Genomic DNA, 19,363 nt, shown 5'->3' with positions numbered 1-19,363 from the left:
GGGACCTCGGCATCAAAGGTTTTGCCCACAACCTCCTAAAACGTGCCAAAACGACAAGAACCGCGGCGAGAAGAACGCACCTGCGGGGTGGGACATAAATCCTTTGCCCCAAAACCCGCCAAAACGTCCCGAGGAGGCTCTTCTCGCTGACGAGAAGAGCCTGGAAACCCAAAACTTCCTTTTCTGTGCACGGTGGGGCAGCGCGGGATGAGGCAGCGTGGGATGAGCCGCTGGCAATGGGCCCGCTCGCACCCCGCCGCCCTCGCGCCCCAAAGCAAAACCTGACAATCTACCCTGTCACCATTGTCATCACCGCGCGCTCGTGAACTTCTCGTGAAGTATGGATACGCCCGGCTCCGTGGCGTTTTGACAACAGGCATCCAGACGCGTAATGTTCATCGTCGCGTCAATCCGGGGCAGAGGTGCTGCTCAGCCCTTGAATACGGGTTACAACAGGCACAACGTTAGGTTATAGAAGGAGAGAGCTTTGCCTACAATCAACCAGCTCGTCCGCAACGGGCGCGTGAGCGTCAAGTCCAAGTCCAAGAACGCGGCGCTGCAGCACAACCCCCAGAAGCGCGGCGTGTGCACCCGTGTCTTCACCACCACCCCCAAGAAGCCGAACTCCGCCCTCCGCAAGGTCGCCCGTGTGCGCCTCGTGAACGGCATCGAGGTCACCGCCTACATCCCCGGTGAGGGCCACAACCTCCAGGAGCACTCGATCGTCCTCATCCGCGGCGGCCGCGTGCGCGACCTCCCTGGTGTCCGCTACAAGATCATCCGTGGCGCCTACGACTGCGCCGCCGTCCAGAACCGCCAGCGCGCGCGTTCCCGCTACGGCACCAAGCGCCCCAAGTAGTCAGCCACTAATCGCAACCAGCACTAAGGAGATACAACATGCCGCGTCGTGCAGCAGCAGTGCGTCGTGAGGTCCAGCCTGACGCCGTCTACAACAACCGTCTCGTGACCCAGCTCATCAACAAGGTCCTCCTCGATGGCAAGAAGGCCACCGCCGAGCGCATCGTCTACGGTGCCTTTGACATCGTTGCCGAGAAGTCCGGCGAGGACGCCCTCGCCGTCTTCAAGAAGGCCATGGACAACATTCGCCCGACCCTCGAGGTCAAGCCCAAGCGCGTTGGTGGCGCCACCTACCAGGTGCCCATGGAGGTCAACTCCCGTCGTGCCACCACGCTCGCCATCCGCTGGCTCGTGAACTTCTCCCGCGCCCGCAAGGAGAAGACCATGGCCGAGCGTCTCGCCAACGAGATCCTCGACGCCTCCAACGGCGTCGGTGCCTCCATCAAGAAGCGCGAGGACCTCTTCAAGATGGCCGAGGCCAACCGCGCCTTCTCGCACTACCGCTTCTAATTCGCCGGATCGAGGAGAAGCCCTATGGCAAAGGTTAAGTACAAGCTTCAGGACATGCGCAACATCGGCATCATGGCCCACATCGATGCCGGTAAGACCACCACGACCGAGCGCATCCTGTACTACACGGGCAAGACCCACAAGATCGGCGAGGTTCACGACGGCGCCGCCACCATGGACTGGATGGTCCAGGAGCAGGAGCGCGGCGTGACCATCACCTCCGCGGCCACCACGTGCTTCTGGAAGGACCACGTCATCCAGATCATCGACACCCCGGGTCACGTGGACTTCACCGCCGAGGTCGAGCGCTGCCTGCGCGTCCTCGACGGCGCCGTGGCGGTCTTCGACGCCGTTGCCGGCGTCCAGCCGCAGTCCGAGACCGTCTGGCGTCAGGCCACCAACTACAACGTCCCGCGCATCGCGTTCATCAACAAGTATGACCGCATCGGCGCCGACTTCTTCCACGCCATCGAGACCATGAAGGACCGCCTGCACGCCAACGCCGTGGCGGCCCAGATCCCGATGGGCTCCGAGAACAACTTCTGGGGTCTCATTGACCTGGTCACCATGACCGCTTGGGACTTCAAGGAGGACTCCAAGGGCATGATCTACCCGGAGGCCATGGACGCCATCCCCGATGAGTTCGTGGACCTCGCCGCCGAGAAGCGCGAGGAGCTTCTCGACGCTGCCTCCAACTTCTCCGACGAGATTATGGAGGCCGTGCTCGAGGAGGCCGAGATCTCCGTCGACGACCTCAAGGCGGCTCTCCGCAAGGGCGTCATCGCCGGCGAGCTCAACCTCGTCTTCGTGGGCTCCGCCTACAAGAACAAGGGCATCCAGGAGCTCCTCGACGCCGTCGTCGACTACCTCCCGAGCCCGCTCGACGTCACCGAGATCGACGGCAAGACCCCCAAGGGCGAGGACGACGTGCGCCACGCCGACCCCAAGGAGCCCTTCTCCGCTCTTGCCTTCAAGATCATGACCGACCCTTACGTCGGCAAGCTCACCTACATCCGCGTGTACTCCGGCCAGGCCGAGGCGGGCTCCTACGTCTACAACTCGGTCAAGGACGGCCGCGAGCGTCTGGGCCGCATCCTCGAGATGAACGCCAACGACCGCGTTGACCGCGAGGAGTGCTCCGCCGGCGACATCGTCGCCTGCGTCGGCCTCAAGAACACCACCACCGGTGACACGCTCTGCGACGAGAAGCACCCCATCATCCTCGAGTCCATCCAGTTTGCCGACCCGGTCATCGACGTTGCCGTTGAGCCCAAGACCAAGGCCGAGCAGGACAAGATGAGCGTTGGCCTCGCCAAGCTCGCCGAGGAGGACCCGACCTTCCAGGTCCACACCGACCACGAGACCGGCCAGACCATCATCGCCGGCATGGGCGAGCTGCACCTTGAGATCATCGTCGACCGCCTGCGTCGCGAGTTCAAGGTCGACTGCAACGTCGGCAAGCCGCAGGTCGCCTACCGTGAGACCGCCGGCAAGGCCGTCATGCACGCCGAGGGCAAGTTCGTCCGCCAGTCCGGTGGCCGCGGCCAGTATGGTCACGCGATCATCGACATGGAGCCCAACGAGGAGGGCAAGGGCTACGAGTTCGAGAACGCCATCGTCGGTGGCGTCATCCCGAAGGAGTACATCCCCTCCATCGACAAGGGCATCCAGGAGGCGCTCGAGAGCGGCGTCATCGCCGGCTACCCGGTCGTCGACATCAAGGTCAAGCTCGTCGACGGCTCCTACCACGAGGTCGACTCCTCCGAGGCCGCCTTCAAGATCGCCGGCTCCATGGCCATCAAGGAGGCCCTGAAGAAGTCCGACCCGATCCTCCTCGAGCCCGTCGAGCAGGTTGAGGTCGAGACGCCCGAGCAGTACATGGGCGACGTCATGGGCAACCTCTCCGGCCGCCGCGGCAAGATCGAGGGCATGGAGGACCGTCGCGACACCAAGGTCATCCGCGCCAAGGTGCCGCTGGGCGAGATGTTCGGCTACGCCACCGACCTCCGCTCCCAGACCCAGGGTCGTGCGAGCTACACCATGCAGTTCGACTCCTACGAGCCCGTCCCGAAGAACATTCGCGACGAGATCATCGCCAAGAACGGCGGAAGCGCTTCTTAAGTCAACGATCACGAGCCCTAGCTCATTTGGAGGTACACAGTGTCAAGCCAGAAGATTAGGATTCGCCTCAAGGGCTACGATCACGAGGTCGTTGATCAGTCCGCGAAGCTCATCGTCGACACCGCCCAGAAGACCGGTGCCCGCGTGTCCGGCCCCATCCCCCTGCCCACCGAGCGCAACCTCTACACGGTCATTCGCTCGCCGCACAAGGACAAGGACTCCCGCGAGCAGTTTGAGATGCGCACCCACAAGCGCCTCATCGACATCCTCGACCCCTCGCCCTCCACGGTCGACTCGCTCATGCGTCTTGACCTCCCGGCCGGCGTTGACATCGAGATCAAGCTTTAAGCTCTAACGCACAGTTTGGGCGCCCCCGACCTTCCTGCGAGAAGTGCTCTTCGAGAAACTTCTCTTCGGAAGGTCGGGGGCGCCCTGCGTTATTGGTAGGAGACGGCCGCAAAGGCGGGCCTGTTGCACGCTCGAAACCTGATGCCGCTACCATGGCGATAAGAACGGTCGCTTTGAGAGGGGAATCGACATGAACATCGTGTGCCTGGACCTCGAGGGTGTGCTGGTGCCGGAGATCTGGATCGCGTTTGCCGAGGAGTCCGGCATCCCGGAGCTCTCGCGCACCACGCGCGACGAGCCGGACTACGACAAGCTCATGGCCTTCCGCATTGCCACGCTGCGCGAGCACGGGCTGGGTCTGCCCCAGATCCAGGACGTCATTTCGCGCATCGACCCGCTGCCCGGCGCGCGCGAGTTCCTGGACGCGCTGCGTGAGCGCACGCAGGTCGTGATTCTCTCCGACACGTTCGAGGAGTTTGCGCGCCCGCTCATGGCCAAGCTCGGTTGGCCCACGCTGCTGTGCAACTCGCTCGAGGTCGCGCCGTCTGGCGAGATCCTCCGCCACCGCATGCGCTGCGAGGCGTCCAAGCTCACCACCGTCCGTGCGCTCCAGAGCTGCGGCTTTGACACCATCGCCGCCGGCGACTCCTTCAACGACCTCGCGATGATCCGCGCGAGCAAGGCCGGTTTCCTCTTCCGCAGTACGTCGCAGATTCAGGCGGACAACCCGGACCTCCCGGCCTTCACCGACTATGCCGACCTTCTCAACGCCATCACGGAGGCGCTCTAGGATGCCCACGCTCTACGTATTGCGCCACGGCCAGACCGAGTACAACCTGCAGAAGCGCGTTCAGGGCCGCTGCGACTCGCCGCTCACGCCGCTGGGCGTCGAGCAGGCGCGCGCCGCCGGTCGCTGGCTCGCGGCGCAGGGGGTCCGCTTCGACCGCATGTGCACCTCGCCGCTCGGCCGCGCGGTCTCGACGCTCGAGGTGGTGCGCCAGGAGCTACAAAGGGCGGGCGAGAAGAACCTCCCGCCGACGGAGCCCCTCGCCGGTCTCATGGAGCGCAGCTACGGTCCCTTTGAGGGTGGGCCGACCGCAGACGTCCCGGCTGACCTGTGGGACCCCGGCGAGACGCTCGTGTCGTACGGTGGGGAGGGGAGCGCGGCGCTGTGCGAGCGTGTGGTCGCGGCCATGACGGACATCATGGACGCCCCGGACGTGAACACGGCGCTCGCGGTCTGCCACGGCTCGGCGACGCTGCAGTTCAAGCTCGCGTGGGAGCCGCTCGCGCGCTGCCCGCAGGACGTGCGCCTTGGCAACTGCTGCGTGCTCGTCTTTGACTACGACTCCGGTGCACGCACCTTTGCCTGCGAGCAGATCGTGAACCAGAGATTGGACTAGCCCCAAAACTCAGTGCCGGGGAGTACTTGAAAAAAGTAAATAAATCAAAAACAGGTAAATGAACGTTGAGTCAGCTACCTTGGCTAAATCTATGCTAAAGTCGCAGGCAATGCTGGTTCTAGACTGAATGGTCCATACTGGATTGAATCGTGGCGCTAACGAAGGGATGACCAGAATGCTCAACACCAAATTTAGAATAGGGGGGGGGTATAGGCTTCTCGCGCTGACCCTGGGCCTCCTCATGGCCCTGACGTCGGTGTCGACTGCCTTTGCCGTCGAGGGGTCGACGAGCTTCCCCTTCCAGACCGAGGGCGCGGCGGATGCGGGAAACGGCCAGAGCGTCAAGATCTCCCAGTCTGCCTCATGGAATGCGGGCGGCGAGCCCGGTGATGCCACGCTCACCCTCACGTACACGGGTGCGGAGGCGCAGGTGCCCGGCGTACAGCAGCATGACTACGCCATCCTCATCGACTGCTCCCAGTCCCCCGATCCCATTGCGCTCTGGAATGCCTGCGTCTCGTTTGTGACGCAGATCAACGAGAAGGACGAGGGTGCCTCGTTCTACGTGCTGTCCGAGAACGGTGAGGAGGATGGCGTCGAGCAGCTGTATGATCCGAATACTGGCTACTCGAAGAGCGTCACTGACACCTTGGCAGGTGTGAGCAAGGTCATCCGAGGAATCTACAACACCGATCTGCTCCCGACGTCTGAAGAGCCGAAGAATGATAAGTATTGGAACCCGAACGGGGGTCCGTCCGCCGGGTCGCTCGTCAGCCAGGACTACGTGCTGCCCGCCTCGATGAAGGCACAGGACGTCCACAGAGGCTCGGGCAGCAGTCGCCCCCTCATGATCGTCACCATTACCGACGGCGACCAGGTCTACGCCCCGCAGGACTGGACTATCAGTGCTCCAAAGGGGACGGTCAAGTGGCGTGGTGATACCTACACCGTTGAGTTCAAAAATGCCTTCTCCGATGCTAACGTGGAAAACCACGGAAATGTGACATACGGGAACACAACGTTTGTTCCGTCCTACGCTGGCTACATCTATGACCGCTTCTCCGGTCTCGGTGATAATTCGGTCGAGCGGCTTGAAGTCACGGTGACTAAGAACGGGCAGCCCTACACCGAAGACCAGCTTCGCCAGGACTTTGGGCTCCCGAAGCACCGCACACTCACAGACGCGGAGATCTCCGAACTTCCGTCGGTGTATCAGCAGCTGCTGTCGGCCTACCAGCTCGAGGACAGCTATCTCCCGCGCTTTGCGATGAACCTGCTGCTCTATCACCAGTTCTCAAGCGAGTTCAAAACTGACACAGAGATCGTCTCCCTCACGGTCAACAAGGCTGACGTCCAGAACGTGAGCAACTCGGTCGAGCAGATGTACTCCATCGTCCCGGCAAACGCGATGGCCAAGTACTTCTGCACGGACGAGGACCACTACTTCGAGGCCACGGATAATAACGACTACTCGTCCCTCATCAAGGGTCTCATCACGAGCCTCACTAAGTCGGACTCCATGAGCGTGGTCATCGACAGCACGAACTTCTCCGTTAACGAGGAGGCCCTACAGCAGGTGATCGCCAAGAAGGGCGAGGGTTGGCGCTACCAGATTGATTCCGATACCTCGACGGTGACCATCACGTTCCCGCAGACGGAGGGCGCCGAGTTCGTCTCCGTGGGCATCCCGCTCATCGCAAAGAAGCCGCTCGGCATGACGCAGAGCGAGAGCGATCAGGACTATGCGCGCGTCACCGTCAAGAACGAGGGTTCCGACGGCAGCGCATGGGCGAACGTGACCGACCTGGACGGCGACCCGCTGACCGTCTCCTGCGGCTCCACGTGGCTCCCCGCCTACGACCTCACCTATCACGGTAACGCGCAGCAGGGCGGCGCCGTCTATGGTATGCCGGATCCCGAGACGCTCTACTATGCGCCGGGGACCGTTGTGGACCTTGGGGGTGCCCCGACCCATTCAGATGTCGACGGCGCATCTGTGGTGTTCCTGGGCTGGACCGAGGAGCAGACGAACCAGATCTACGACCAGGACGACGAGCTGCCGACCCTGGTCACCAAGCAGACGATGGCCGAGGACCGGGACGTCTACGCCGCCTGGGCGTACGATCGCAATGACGATACCATCCCTGATGCGCGCCAGATTACGGTGACGCCCGCCGACATCATCATCTACATGGGCGGCAAAGAGGGCAACGAGGGCGTGGTCGACGACTCCGGCCAGATCGTGGGCGGCAGGACCCTGCCCGAGTTCGGCTTCACCTTCGAGCTGCCCGCCTCGCTCGAGCAGGCGCTCAAGGCTAAGGGCAAGGACATAACCGACGTCACCTTCTCCGGCGCGAGGAACCGCACGTGGACCGTCGCCGCCTACCCCGGCAGCAAGAACGCGAAAAACAAGGTCTACTCGATTGTCCCCGCCGAGGAGCAGGACCCCGTGCGCGTGCAGTTCACCACCAGCAACGGGAACAAGGTGATTAGCGACGATTTCGAGGTGGGCCGCGAGGTCAACACCACATTCGCGATGTCGCTCTACACGGGCGCCGCCGGTCAGGTCATGGCCAACTATGACGGTCAGAGCTACAGCATCATCATCGCCGAGGGCACGCTCTCGGTGCGCGGCACGACCGACGCGGCCCACTACGCCTCCGTCCACGCCGCGGGCGAGCCCGCCGCGGGCGAGCCCGCCGTGCGCGCCCCCAAGGGCACCGTCTACACGATCAACGGCAGCGAGGTGCGCGTCGCCGACGACTCCGGCGTGGCGCTGCTCTTCGACGGGATCATCGACGCCGAGGGCGAGGACCGCACCGGCGCCCTGGTCGCGCGCGCCGAGTCCGAGGAGGGCCTCGACCTGCCCGGCGAGGCCGGCACCCGCTCCTACGAGCTGCGCTACCTCGACCTCGTGGACACCCACAACGGCAACGCCTGGGTCGCCGCCACCGACGGCCAGGGCAACGGCAACAACGTGACCGTCTCCTGGCCGCTGCCCAAGGGGACGAACGAGAACACGAAGTTCTCGCTCGTGCACTTCAAGGACCTCGACCGCGACATGGCCGCAGATGACGTCACCGATAAGATCGCCTCCTGCAAGGTCGAGTCCGTGCCGGTCGAGGTGACGGACACGCACGTGACCTTCACCGTCGAGTCGGGCAACTTCTCGCCCTTTGCCCTCGTGTGGAGCAACGAGCCTTCAAGCATCTCCATTACCAAGAACGTGACGGATGATGCTGGCCTCACGGCGCCGGACGCGAACTTCACCTTCAAGGTCACCCTCAAGGACGCTGCAGGTAACCCCGTGACGTCGGGCATCACCTACGTCGTCTACGAGGGAAATACTCAGACGGGTGGCGAGCAGGCCCTGACGCTTGACGCAAGCGGCACGGGCACAATCCCCCTCAAGGCCGACCAGACCGCGCTCCTGAGCGGCGTCCCCGCCTGGGGCTCCTACACCGTGGAGGAGGTCAACCTGCCAGCCGGCTTTGCGGTGGCCAGCGGCTCTGCGGCAACACACTCTGGCACGCTCACTGCGGGCGACACGGCCGAGGTTGCGGTGACCAACAACTACAGTGTCGCCGGAACGGTAACGGTAACGCCCGTCGCCATCAAGACCCTCAACGGCGTCGCTCTAACGGAGGGCCAGTTCGAGTTCACGCTCTCGACCGATGCCGAGGGCAAGGATGTCGTGGAGACCAAGACCAACGACGCCCAGGGCACGGTGACCTTCTCGCCGCTTTCCTTCACTCCGGCAAACCTTGGCGACAACACCTACTACATCCGCGAGGTGGCGGGTAACGCGCTCGGCTACGACTATGACGACGCCGTCTACAAGCTCGTCTATACCGTCTCCGACGATGGCGAGGGTGGCATCGAGGTCTCCAAGGCCACCATCACCAAGATCGCCGACGGTGCCGAGTCCCCCGCTCAGGAAGTCGCGTTCGCCAACACCTACCACCCCGTGGCCTCAGATCCCACCGCCGAGCTCTCTGGCACCAAGACCATAGGTGGCCAGGACACGGGCGAGTACACGCTCAAGGCCGGTGACTTCACGTTCAAGGTCACGGGTACTGTTGCGGGCGCGTCCGAAGGCACGACTGCGCCGCTGCCGAGCAAGGTCGACGAGAACGGCACGGTTGCCAACGACGCAAACGGAAAGATCACCTTTGGCACGCTGACCTTCGTCGAACCGGGCACCTACACCTACACGGTGAGCGAGCTGCAGCCCACGACGCCGGACGAGGCCATTCCCGGCATCTCCTATGACGGCGCCGGCACCACCTACACCCTCACCTTTGAGGTCGAGGACGTAAACGGCAAGCTCACGGTGACCAAGAGCTCCGTCACGCGGGCGCAAGACGGAACCGCTACGACTGCCGCCTCTGACAAGCTCGACTTTGAGAACTCCTACAACCCGGCCGAGACGAGCATCACGCTCGGCGGCGTCAAGCGGCTCGAGGGCCGCGCGTGGGAGACCGCCGACCGCTTCACCTTTGAGCTTCTGGACGAGGGCGGGACGGTAATTGACACCGCCGAGGCCACCGCAGCCTCGCCGTCCTTCTCGTTTAAGCCAATTGCCTACACCACGGAGGGCACACACGCCTACACCATCCGTGAGGTCACGACCGGCCTTGACGCCACGCTGACGGCGGAGACCGAGCCCTATCAGGTGAAGGTGAGCGTTGATGACGTTGACGCCAAGCTCGTGGCAACGCAGAGCGTCGCCAACGCGGACGTGGTCTTTGTGAACAGCTACACGCCCACGCCGGTCTCGCTCGGGACCACCATCTCGGGCACCAAGACCCTGACCGGCCGCGACGAGGTGAAGCCGCTCCAGGCCGGCGAGTTCACGTTCCAGCTGCTCAACGCCGACGGCAGCCTCATCGAGGAGGCAACCAACGCCGCCGACGGCAGCTTCTCGTTTGCCTTTGCCCCCACCTACGACGCCGAGGGTACCTACACCTACCTCGTGCGCGAGAAGGTCGGGTCGGTCCCGGGCGTGACCTATGACGGCTCCACGTACGTGGTGACGGTGAAGGTTGCCGAGAACCGCGCGGCCCACGCGCTTGAGGTGGCGGACGTGACCTACGCGCTCGCCCAGAGCGGCGCGGTGGCGACCGAGGTGGACGCGATCGAGTTCACCAACGTGTACGAGGCAGCTCCCGTCTCCGTTGCGCTTGCGGCAAACAAGCAGCTCACCGGTCGCGACCTCGCTGCCGACGAGTTTGACTTCACGCTCAGCGACGCCGAGGGTGCCGTCGTGTCCCAGGCCTCCAACAGCGCCGAGGGAGGCGTCGCGTTTGACCCGATCGCCTTTGACGAGCCGGGCGTCTACGAGTTCACGATCAGCGAGCTCGCCGGCAGCGCGGAGGGTGTCACCTACGACGACGCCACGTACGCCGTGACGGTCACCGTGACCGACGACGGCGCCGGCGCGCTGCACGCCGAGGTCGCCTACGGCACGGATGACGGCACGGTGCCCACGTTCGCCAACACCTACACGCCGCCCACGTTCGCCAACACCTACACGCCGCCCGCATCCGCAACCGAGGACGTGGAGCAGATCCCCGGCACCGGTGACCCCGGCTCCGCCGCCGCGCTTGTCGCTGCCGTCTCCGGCGCCGCCCTCCTCATCGCTTCACGTCGTCGATGATTCAAGAGGGGACAGACCCCGTTTGACTCATTCGGGCGAGAAGAACCACCGAGGTTCTTCTCGCCCGACTTTTTTGAGCGCTATGGATACGCCCGGAGGCGCGGAAATAGCAGGCCCAGCTCAGAGGGCACAAAAATTTTGCGTAGACATTGTGAATTCTTGTATGGGCGTGTAGACTAGACAGGCTGCTCAAAAGGGGACAGCTGTGTCTCGACCCTAAAGAGCAGCAGATACAGGACGTGGTCCGCTGGGGACGGGCGCAAGGGGCGCCCGGAGAAGCCCATGACCACCGGAGGTTAGGAAAGAGCATGGTCAGCACGATCCTTGGCCGCAAGCTTGGGATGACGCAGATCTGGGACGAGAACGACAACGTCGTGCCCGTCACCGTCATCCAGGCTGGCCCCTGCACTGTCTCGCAGGTCAAGACGAAGGCGACCGACGGCTACGACGCCGTTCAGATCGGCTTCGGAGACATCTCCGCCAAGCACGTCAACAAGCCCATGGCCGGCCACTTCAAGGCCGCCGGCGTCGAGCCGATGCGCTACCTGCGCGAGGTCCGCGTTGAGAACGGCGAGGAGCACAAGACCGGTGACGTCGTCACCGTGGCCGACTTCGCCGACGTCAAGTCCGTCGACGTCATCGGCACCTCCAAGGGCAAGGGCTTCCAGGGCACCATCAAGCGCTGGAACTTCTCCCGCGGCCCCATGACCCATGGCTCCCGCAACCAGCGTCGCCCGGGCTCCATCGGCCAGTGCGCCTACCCCGCGCGCGTCCGCAAGGGCCTGCACATGTATGGTCACATGGGCGACGAGCGCGTGACGGTCAAGAACCTCAAGCTCGTCCGCATCGACGCCGAGCAGAACCTCATGCTCGTCAAGGGCGCTGTCCCCGGCGGCAAGAACGCTCTCGTCCAGATCCGCATGGCCTAAGTGCCAGGAAATCTCTTAGGCTAACAAGGAGGACAGAATGTCCAAGTACGCAATCAAGAACGTCGAGGGGGCCGAGGTCAACCAGGCCGAGCTCTCTGACGACGTCTTCGGCATCGAGCCGAACATCCCCGTCATCCACCAGGTTGTGGTCTGCCAGGACAGCTGCGCTCGTCAGGGCACCCACTCCGTGAAGAACCGCCACGAGGTCTCCGGCGGCGGCGCCAAGCCCTACCGTCAGAAGGGCACCGGTCGCGCTCGTCAGGGTTCCACCCGCGCCGGCCAGTGGACCGGCGGTGGCGTGATCTTCGGGCCCACCCCGCGCACCCACAACAAGCGCATCAACAACAAGATGGTCAAGCTTGCCATGCGCTCCGTGCTCTCCGGCAAGGTCGCCGACGGCGAGCTCGTCCTCGTTGACGGCCTCTCCTTTGAGAAGCCGTCCACCAAGCAGGCCAAGGCCCTTCTCGGCGCCCTTGGCATTGGCGACAAGCGCGTGACCGTCGTCGTTCCCGATGACGACGTGAACACCTACCTCTCGTTCCGCAACCTCCAGGGTGTGCTCGTAATCGGCGTCTCCGAGGTCACCACGCGCACCCTCATCGACAACGGCGCCCTCGTCATGACCGCCGACATCGCGAAGCAGTTCGAGGAGGTGCTCGCATAATGAACTCCGTCTACGACGTGATCATCCGCCCGATCGTCTCCGAGCGTTCCTTTGACCTCATGGAGCAGGGCAAGTACACCTTCGAGGTGGCCAAGAACGCCCCCAAGGAGGAGATCGCCGACGCCGTCGAGAAGCTCTTCAACGTTCACGTGGTCAAGGTCAACACCATGAACGTCTCTGGCAAGAAGAAGCGCGTCCGCTACCAGACCCCTGGCACCACGCGCTCCTGGAAGAAGGCCGTCGTGACCCTCGCCGCCGGCGAGACGATCGAGATCTTCGGCAACCAGCAGGCTGCCGAGTAGCAGGCAATCCGCCCGGGTCAGAATTGGCCCGGGCTTGCATGCCGCGCATGATGGATACGCGCGGTACCGTGGTAATCCGGTGTCACCCGCCACTCCCTGAGCGGGCTGGCCAACGGAAAAGAAGGGAAAGAGTCAATGGCAGTTAAGCACCTCAAGCCCACGAGCGCCGGCAGGCGTTTCCAGACGGTCTCGGACTTCTCCGAGATCACCTGCACCACGCCCGAGAAGTCGCTTCTCGAGCCCCTGCCCAAGAAGGCCGGCCGCAACAACAACGGCCGCATCACCACCCGTCACCAGGGCGGCGGCCACAAGCGTCAGTACCGTCGCATCGACTTCAAGCGCCGCAAGGACGACGTCCCGGCCAAGGTCGCCACGATCGAGTACGACCCCAACCGCTCCGCTCGCATCGCCCTGCTCCACTACGTTGACGGCGCCAAGGCCTACATCCTGTGCCCCGAGGGCCTGCACGTGGGCGACGTCGTCCTCTCTGGCACCAAGGACGTGGACATCAAGCCCGGCAACTGCATGCCGCTCTCTGAGATCCCCGTCGGCACCCTCGTTCACGCCGTCGAGTTCCAGCCTGGCAAGGGCGCCGCTATGGCCCGCGCCGCCGGCACCTCCGTCCAGCTGATGGGCAAGGACAACGGCTACGCCATCCTGCGCATGCCCTCCTCCGAGCTCCGTCGCGTCCTTCTCACCTGCCGCGCCACCATCGGCGAGGTGGGCAACGCCGACCACTCCAACATCGTCGTCGGCAAGGCCGGCCGCAGCCGCTGGGCCGGCGTCCGCCCGACCGTCCGTGGTACGGTCATGAACCCGGTCGACCACCCGCACGGCGGCGGCGAGGGCAAGAACCACACCTCCGGCCGTCCGTCCGTCACCCCGTGGGGCAAGCCGACGAAGGGTTACAAGACCCGCGACCCGAAGAAGGCCTCCAACCGCCTGATCATCCGTCGCCGCAAGTCCAAGTAGTCGCAACACGAGTAGTAGGAGATAGAAAGCATGAGCAGAAGTCTCAAGAAGGGCCCGTTCGTGGAGACTCGCCTCCTCGCGCGTGTCGCCGCTCAGAACGAGGCCGGCACCAAGGAGGTCATCAAGACCTGGTCGCGCTCCTCGACCATCTTCCCCGAGATGGTCGGTCACACGATCGCCGTTCACGACGGCCGCAAGCACGTGCCCGTGTTCGTCACCGAGTCCATGGTCGGGCACAAGCTGGGCGAGTTCGCCCCCACCCGCACCTTCCGTGGTCACAAGGAAAAGTAGGGGAGTGTAAGTAGATGCCTCAGAACACCGTAACCAACGAGGTTCGCGCGACCGCCAAGTACGTGCGCGTTGCTCCGCGCAAGGCTCGCGCCGTCGTCTCGCTGATCCGCAACCTCCCCGTCGAGAAGGCCCTCGAGGTCCTGCAGTTCTCGACCCGCGCCGCCTCCGTCGACGTCGCCAAGGTCCTGCGCTCCGCGATTGCCAACGCCGAGAACAACAACGGCATGCGCGCCGACAATCTCATCGTGAAGCTCGCCTACGTTGACGAGGGCCCCACGCTCAAGCGCATCCGTCCTCGCGCCAAGGGCTCCGCTTCTCGCATCAACAAGCGCATGAGCCACATCACCGTCGTCGTCGCTCCCCGAAAGGAGGCGTAAGCGAGCATGGGTCACAAGGTTCAGCCTACCGGCTTCCGTCTCGGTATCACCGAGGAGTGGCGTTCCCGCTGGTACGCCGATAAGAACTACGCCGAGACCCTCGGCAATGACCTCGCCATCCGCTCCTACCTCGAGAAGCGCCTCGCCAAGGCCGCCCTCTCCCGCGTGGACATCGAGCGCGCTGGCGACAAGGTGAAGGTCACCATCTACACCGCCCGCCCGGGCATCGTCATTGGCAAGAAGGGCGCCGACATCGACGTCCTGCGCGCCGACCTCGAGAAGGTCGCCAAGGTCAACAAGGGCCAGGTCGCCGTTGACGTCGTCGAGATCAAGCGTCCCGAGCTCGACGCCAACCTCGTCGCCCAGTCCGTGGCCGAGCAGCTCGAGCAGCGCGTCGCCTTCCGTCGCGCCGTCCGCAAGGCCGTCCAGTCCGCCCGCAAGGCCGGCGCCAAGGGCATCCGTATCCAGTGCTCCGGCCGCCTCAACGGCGCCGAGATGGGCCGTCGCGAGTGGTCCCGCGAGGGTCGCGTGCCCCTGCACACCCTTCGCGCCGTGATCGACTACGGCCAGTCCACCGCTCGCACCACCATGGGCGCCTGCGGTATCAAGGTTTGGATTTACCTCGGTGAGAAGCTGCCCGGCCAGGCCACCCCGCGCCCGGCCCTCGAGGGCTCCTCGCGTCCTCGCCGCGGTCGCAATGAGAGGAGGGGCCGCTAATGCTCGCACCTAAGCGCGTTCTTCACCGCAAGGTTCAGCGTGGCTCCATGAAGGGTCACGCCAAGGGCAACACCCAGCTGCACTTTGGCTCCTACGGCATCCAGGCCCTCGAGGCTCACTGGATCACCAACCGCCAGATTGAGGCCTGCCGTGTCGCCATGACCCGCTACATGAAGCGTGGCGGCAAGGTCTGGATCACCATCTTCCCGGACAAGCCCATCACCAAGAAGCCGGCCGAGACCCGCATGGGCTCCGGTAAGGGCAACCCCGAGGAGTGGGTGGCCGTTGTCAAGCCGGGCCGCATCATGTTCGAGATCGACGGCGTCTCCGACGAGGTCGCTCGCGAGGCCCTGCGTCTTGCCCAGCACAAGCTGCCCATCAAGACCAAGATTGTCGCCCGCACCGACCAGGACGGGAAGGAATAGTCAATGAAGTACAAGGACATCCAGGCCATGAGCGATGACGAGCTCGCCAAGAAGCTCGAGGAGGGCCGCTCCGAGCTCTTCAACCTTCGCTTCCAGATGGCCACGAGCCAGCTCGACAACACGGCTCGCGTCAAGACCGTGAAGAAGGACATCGCGCGCGTCCTCACCGAGCAGCGCGCCCGTCAGATCGCCGCGGAGAAGTCCGCTGCCCAGAACTAGATCGCAGGAGAATGACTATGGCTGAGACCGAGAAGAGGAACGCGCGCAAGGTCGTCACCGGGACGGTCGTCTCCATCTCTGGCGACAAGTCCATCACGGTGAAGATCGACTACCGCAAGCGTCACCCCAAGTACGGCAAGATGATGACCATCTCCAAGAAGCTGCACGCTCACGACGAGAAGAACGAGTGCGGCGTCGGTGACCTCGTCACCGTCATGGAGACCCGTCCGCTGTCCAAGACCAAGCGTTGGCGTCTCGTCGAGATCGTCGAGCGCGCCAAGTAAGTATTAGTGACGAGCTCATCCCACGTGCGCGGCACGCCTGCGCGCACCTCTGGGAGGGCACACGTTCGGAGGAACACCAATGATTCAGATGGAGACCATGCTCAACGTCGCTGACAACAGCGGCGCCCGACGCGTGAAGTGCGTCAAGGTCCTCGGTGGCTCCAAGCGTCGCTACGCCGGCCTGGCCGACGTCATCATCGGCGCCGTTCAGGAGGCCACGCCTGGCAGCTCGGTGAAGAAGGGCGACATCGTTCGCTGCGTCATCGTGCGCACCACCAAGGAGACCCGTCGCAAGGACGGCAGCTACATCAAGTTCGACCAGAACGCCTGCGTGCTGGTCGACAAGGAGGGCGAGCCCAAGGGCACCCGTATCTTCGGGCCCGTCGCTCGTGAGCTCCGCGACCACAAGTACATGAAGATCGTCTCGCTCGCGCCTGAGACGCTCTAGGGAGTGAGTGAATATGGCGAAGATGCATGTGAAGAAGGGTGACAAGGTCGTCGTCCTCTCCGGTAAGGACAAGGGCAAGGAGGGCACCGTCCTCGTTGCCAAGCCCTCCGAGGGCAAGGTCATCGTCGAGGGCGTCGCCATCGTCAAGAAGGCCACGCGCCCCAACGCCCAGAACCAGCAGGGTGGCATCATCGAGATGGAGGCCGCCATCGACGCCTCCAACGTCATGGTGATTTGCCCCAAGTGCGGCAAGCCCTCCCGCATGGGCCACGACATCGACGACAACGGCAAGAAGGTTCGCGTCTGCAAGAAGTGCGGCGCCAAGTTCTAAGAGCCTGAGCCTACGTACCTGAGGGGGAGCCCCCGGTATTCCTACGAGAAGTGCGCTACTCGAAACTTCTCTCCGGAATACCGGGGGCTCCTTGCGTCGTTGCGACACGCTCAGGCTCGTTCTTGTCGCCGCCCTGCTCTGTGCGGTAGTAAGGCCCACGACGACCCAGATTCGGTTCTGGGTCCAGATCACTCGCCCGCAACGACCCAGAACCAGTTCTGGGTCCGGATTTCTCATTCGCACCGACCCAGAACCAGTTCTGGGTCCAAATCTCTGACTAGCGCCAGCCCAGAACCAGATTTGGGTCCGCAGGTTAGGGTCGCGACGACCCAGAACCGGATTTGGGTTCATGGGTTGGGGTCATGCGTACCCAGAACCAGTTCTGGGTACAGTGTGGTGCGCGTCGAGGGTGGCTGGCGGGAATGTGTGCATCCCGCGATGTGCGAGAAGAGCTGGAAATTCTGTGGACAAAGGAATAACATGTTTCCTTGCGTCTGTAGGTAGGGAGGACTCTGTCTCGGACGCATGACAAGGCTCCCGGCCCCGCCAAGGCAGGGAGGCACGAGGTTGGAAACCCCGTGCTGAGAACCCCAAGAGTTAAGGAGTGACCATGGCAGACAAGTACGTCCCGCGTCTCAAGGAGCAGTATTTCGCCACCGTTCGTGACGAGCTCCAGAAGCAGTTTGGCTACAAGAACGTTCACCAGATTCCCAAGATCGAGAAGATCGTCGTGAACATGGGCGTCGGCGAGGCCGCCACGGACGCCAAGGCCATCGACGGCGCCGTTGCCGACCTTCGCGCCATCACCGGCCAGCAGCCGCTCGTGACCCACGCCCGCAAGTCCATCGCCACCTTCCACCTGCGCGCCGGCATGCCCATTGGCGCCAAGGTGACCCTGCGCGGCGACCGCATGTGGGAGTTTCTCGATCGCCTCATCGCCATCGCCATCCCGCGCATCCGCGACTTCCGTGGCATCTCCCCGAAGAGCTTTGACGGCCGTGGCAACTTCTCCATGGGCGTCACCGAGCAGCTCATCTTCCCGGAGATCGACTTCGACAAGGTCGACCACACTCGCGGCATGGACATCACCATCGTGACCACCGCTCAGACCGACGAGGAGGGCAAGGCGCTGCTCAAGGCCTTCCGCTTCCCGTTCAAAGCTGAGTAGGTCAAATATCAATCGGCCCTCCGGCGCGGCCGGAGGGACCAGAGTGCACTGAAGGAGGATTTGTGGCTAAGACATCGATGATCGTCAAGGCTCAGCGCGAGCCGAAGTTCTCGACGCGTACGCAGAACCGCTGCCAGCGTTGTGGGCGTCCCCACTCCGTCTATCGCAAGTTCGGCCTCTGCCGCGTCTGCTTCCGCGAGCTTGCGAGCAAGGGCGAGCTTCCGGGCGTCCGCAAGGCCAGCTGGTAGGACGCTCACGGCTCTCGCGTCCAGGCGTCCGCGCTAAGGGTGCGGACGAACCGAACGCGCAGGTTCATCATTACCGAAGGAGAAGGATCCATGAAGATTACTGATCCCATTTCTGACATGCTGACGCGTATTCGCAACGCCAACGCTGCCAACAAGGCCGAGGTCTCCATGCCCTCGACCAAGGTGCTCGTTGAGGTTGCCCGCGTCATCTGCGAGGAGGGATACATCGCCGGCTACGAGGTCGAGGACACGACCCCGCAGAAGACCCTCCACATCACCCTCAAGTACGGCGCCCGCCACGCCAAGGTCATCCGTGGCATCCGCCGCATCTCCAAGCCGGGTCTGCGCATCTACGCCACCGCCGACAAGCTTCCGCGCGTCCTCGGCGGCCTCGGCACCGCAGTCATCTCCACCTCCAAGGGCATGATGTGCGACCGCGACGCCCGCAAGCTCGGCGTCGGCGGCGAGGTCATCGCCTACGTCTGGTAACTCTCGGCAGGAATGAAAGGAGACTACCGTGTCTCGAATTGGTAAGCAGCCTGTCCAGGTTCCGGCCGGAGTCACTGTGACAGTCAATGGCAGCACCGTCACCGTCAAGGGCGGCAAGGGCGAGCTCACCCGCACCTTCTCCGATCTGGTGAAGATCGAGGAGGAGGGCCAGGAGCTCCACGTCGTCCGCGTTGACGAGTCCACCGCGTCCAACGCCCAGCAGGGCCTCACCCGCACGCTCCTTCACAACATGGTCATCGGCGTGTCCGACGGCTTTGAGAAGAAGCTCGAGCTCACGGGTGTCGGCTATCGCGCCACGCTCAAGGGCAAGGATCTTGACCTCTCCCTTGGCTACTCTCACCCCGTGATCTACACCTGCCCCGAGAACATCACCTTCGAGGTGCCCGACAACACCCACATCACCGTCAAGGGCATCTCCAAGGAGCAGGTCGGCCAGGTCGCCGCTGAGATTCGCATGAAGCGCCCGCCCGAGCCGTACAAGGGCAAGGGCATTCACTACGAGGGCGAGCACATCCGCAGGAAGCTCGGCAAGGCCGCCAAGTAGTATCTGGGCCGTACAAAGACCATCACCCCGTCAGG

The 19,363-nt window shown here is 63.7% G+C and carries 23 protein-coding genes; all 23 read left to right on the top strand.

The annotated features are described in order from the left end of the window. Nucleotides 1-487: 487 nt before the first annotated feature. The 23 genes from rpsL (at nt 488) to rplF (ending at nt 19,328) form a co-directional block, all read left to right on the top strand. Entirely contained in the window at nt 488-859 is a 372-nt protein-coding gene (rpsL, locus tag QUW25_RS07415) for a 30S ribosomal protein S12 (RefSeq protein ID WP_289511572.1), read from the top strand. A gap of 38 nt (nt 860-897) precedes the next feature. After that, complete coding sequence (gene rpsG, locus QUW25_RS07410; protein ID WP_289511571.1) at nt 898-1,368, top strand: 30S ribosomal protein S7; 471 nt, start codon at nt 898-900, stop codon at nt 1,366-1,368. A gap of 24 nt (nt 1,369-1,392) precedes the next feature. After that, nucleotides 1,393-3,489: an elongation factor G gene (fusA, locus tag QUW25_RS07405; protein WP_289511570.1), complete on the top strand. Its 2,097-nt coding sequence runs from the start codon at nt 1,393-1,395 to the stop codon at nt 3,487-3,489. A 39-nt stretch (nt 3,490-3,528) separates the two neighbouring features. Further along, nucleotides 3,529-3,837 carry a 30S ribosomal protein S10 gene (rpsJ, locus tag QUW25_RS07400; RefSeq protein WP_072374151.1) on the top strand — a complete coding sequence of 103 codons (309 nt, stop codon included), beginning with the start codon at nt 3,529-3,531 and terminating at the stop codon, nt 3,835-3,837. 190 nt (nt 3,838-4,027) lie between these two features. Further along, on the top strand, nt 4,028-4,627 hold the full coding sequence (gene thrH, locus QUW25_RS07395) for a bifunctional phosphoserine phosphatase/homoserine phosphotransferase ThrH (protein WP_289511569.1): 600 nt from the start codon (nt 4,028-4,030) through the stop codon (nt 4,625-4,627). Nucleotide 4,628: 1 nt separating this feature from the next. Beyond that, nucleotides 4,629-5,240, top strand: coding sequence for a histidine phosphatase family protein (locus tag QUW25_RS07390; RefSeq protein WP_289511568.1), 612 nt, complete (start codon nt 4,629-4,631; stop codon nt 5,238-5,240). A gap of 241 nt (nt 5,241-5,481) precedes the next feature. Further along, the gene (locus QUW25_RS07385; RefSeq protein ID WP_289511567.1) at nt 5,482-10,899 is read left to right on the top strand and encodes a Spy0128 family protein; all 5,418 of its coding nucleotides are present in this window, start codon (nt 5,482-5,484) and stop codon (nt 10,897-10,899) included. Nucleotides 10,900-11,207: 308 nt separating this feature from the next. Next, the gene (rplC, locus tag QUW25_RS07380) at nt 11,208-11,828 is read left to right on the top strand and encodes a 50S ribosomal protein L3 (protein ID WP_289511566.1); all 621 of its coding nucleotides are present in this window, start codon (nt 11,208-11,210) and stop codon (nt 11,826-11,828) included. Between the two features lie 37 nt (nt 11,829-11,865). Continuing rightward, nucleotides 11,866-12,492: a 50S ribosomal protein L4 gene (gene rplD, locus QUW25_RS07375; protein ID WP_289511565.1), complete on the top strand. Its 627-nt coding sequence runs from the start codon at nt 11,866-11,868 to the stop codon at nt 12,490-12,492. Continuing rightward, nucleotides 12,492-12,794 carry a 50S ribosomal protein L23 gene (rplW, locus tag QUW25_RS07370; protein WP_289511564.1) on the top strand — a complete coding sequence of 101 codons (303 nt, stop codon included), beginning with the start codon at nt 12,492-12,494 and terminating at the stop codon, nt 12,792-12,794. Before rplD ends, rplW begins: the two co-directional genes overlap by 1 nt. A gap of 135 nt (nt 12,795-12,929) precedes the next feature. After that, nucleotides 12,930-13,766 carry a 50S ribosomal protein L2 gene (gene rplB, locus QUW25_RS07365; RefSeq protein WP_289511563.1) on the top strand — a complete coding sequence of 279 codons (837 nt, stop codon included), beginning with the start codon at nt 12,930-12,932 and terminating at the stop codon, nt 13,764-13,766. 30 nt (nt 13,767-13,796) lie between these two features. Then, nucleotides 13,797-14,057, top strand: a complete 261-nt coding sequence (rpsS, locus tag QUW25_RS07360) for a 30S ribosomal protein S19 (protein ID WP_289511562.1) — start codon at nt 13,797-13,799, stop codon at nt 14,055-14,057. 14 nt (nt 14,058-14,071) lie between these two features. Further along, entirely contained in the window at nt 14,072-14,434 is a 363-nt protein-coding gene (rplV, locus tag QUW25_RS07355) for a 50S ribosomal protein L22 (RefSeq protein ID WP_289511561.1), read from the top strand. Nucleotides 14,435-14,440: 6 nt separating this feature from the next. After that, nucleotides 14,441-15,151, top strand: a complete 711-nt coding sequence (gene rpsC, locus QUW25_RS07350; protein WP_289511560.1) for a 30S ribosomal protein S3 — start codon at nt 14,441-14,443, stop codon at nt 15,149-15,151. Beyond that, nucleotides 15,151-15,576: a 50S ribosomal protein L16 gene (gene rplP / locus QUW25_RS07345; RefSeq protein WP_289511559.1), complete on the top strand. Its 426-nt coding sequence runs from the start codon at nt 15,151-15,153 to the stop codon at nt 15,574-15,576. The genes rpsC and rplP overlap by 1 nt, the downstream gene beginning before the upstream one ends. 3 nt (nt 15,577-15,579) lie before the next feature. Beyond that, nucleotides 15,580-15,795, top strand: a complete 216-nt coding sequence (rpmC, locus tag QUW25_RS07340) for a 50S ribosomal protein L29 (RefSeq protein ID WP_289511558.1) — start codon at nt 15,580-15,582, stop codon at nt 15,793-15,795. A 17-nt stretch (nt 15,796-15,812) separates the two neighbouring features. Then, nucleotides 15,813-16,079, top strand: coding sequence for a 30S ribosomal protein S17 (rpsQ, locus tag QUW25_RS07335; protein ID WP_075575862.1), 267 nt, complete (start codon nt 15,813-15,815; stop codon nt 16,077-16,079). 79 nt (nt 16,080-16,158) lie between these two features. Beyond that, the gene (gene rplN / locus QUW25_RS07330; RefSeq protein WP_289511557.1) at nt 16,159-16,527 is read left to right on the top strand and encodes a 50S ribosomal protein L14; all 369 of its coding nucleotides are present in this window, start codon (nt 16,159-16,161) and stop codon (nt 16,525-16,527) included. A gap of 13 nt (nt 16,528-16,540) precedes the next feature. Next, the gene (gene rplX, locus QUW25_RS07325) at nt 16,541-16,858 is read left to right on the top strand and encodes a 50S ribosomal protein L24 (RefSeq protein WP_289511556.1); all 318 of its coding nucleotides are present in this window, start codon (nt 16,541-16,543) and stop codon (nt 16,856-16,858) included. 610 nt (nt 16,859-17,468) lie between these two features. Continuing rightward, on the top strand, nt 17,469-18,026 hold the full coding sequence (gene rplE, locus QUW25_RS07320) for a 50S ribosomal protein L5 (RefSeq protein WP_289511555.1): 558 nt from the start codon (nt 17,469-17,471) through the stop codon (nt 18,024-18,026). A gap of 62 nt (nt 18,027-18,088) precedes the next feature. Further along, complete coding sequence (locus QUW25_RS07315) at nt 18,089-18,274, top strand: type Z 30S ribosomal protein S14 (protein WP_087227323.1); 186 nt, start codon at nt 18,089-18,091, stop codon at nt 18,272-18,274. Nucleotides 18,275-18,364: 90 nt separating this feature from the next. After that, nucleotides 18,365-18,763: a 30S ribosomal protein S8 gene (rpsH, locus tag QUW25_RS07310; protein WP_289511554.1), complete on the top strand. Its 399-nt coding sequence runs from the start codon at nt 18,365-18,367 to the stop codon at nt 18,761-18,763. A 28-nt stretch (nt 18,764-18,791) separates the two neighbouring features. Further along, on the top strand, nt 18,792-19,328 hold the full coding sequence (gene rplF, locus QUW25_RS07305; protein WP_289511553.1) for a 50S ribosomal protein L6: 537 nt from the start codon (nt 18,792-18,794) through the stop codon (nt 19,326-19,328). The last annotated feature ends 35 nt before the right edge of the window (nt 19,329-19,363 follow it).

This window comes from Thermophilibacter provencensis, assembly GCF_030372065.1.
Lineage (GTDB): Bacteria > Actinomycetota > Coriobacteriia > Coriobacteriales > Atopobiaceae > Thermophilibacter > Thermophilibacter provencensis_A.
Note: the sequence above shows the minus strand (reverse complement) of the source record. Positions and strands in the feature narration are given on the sequence as shown.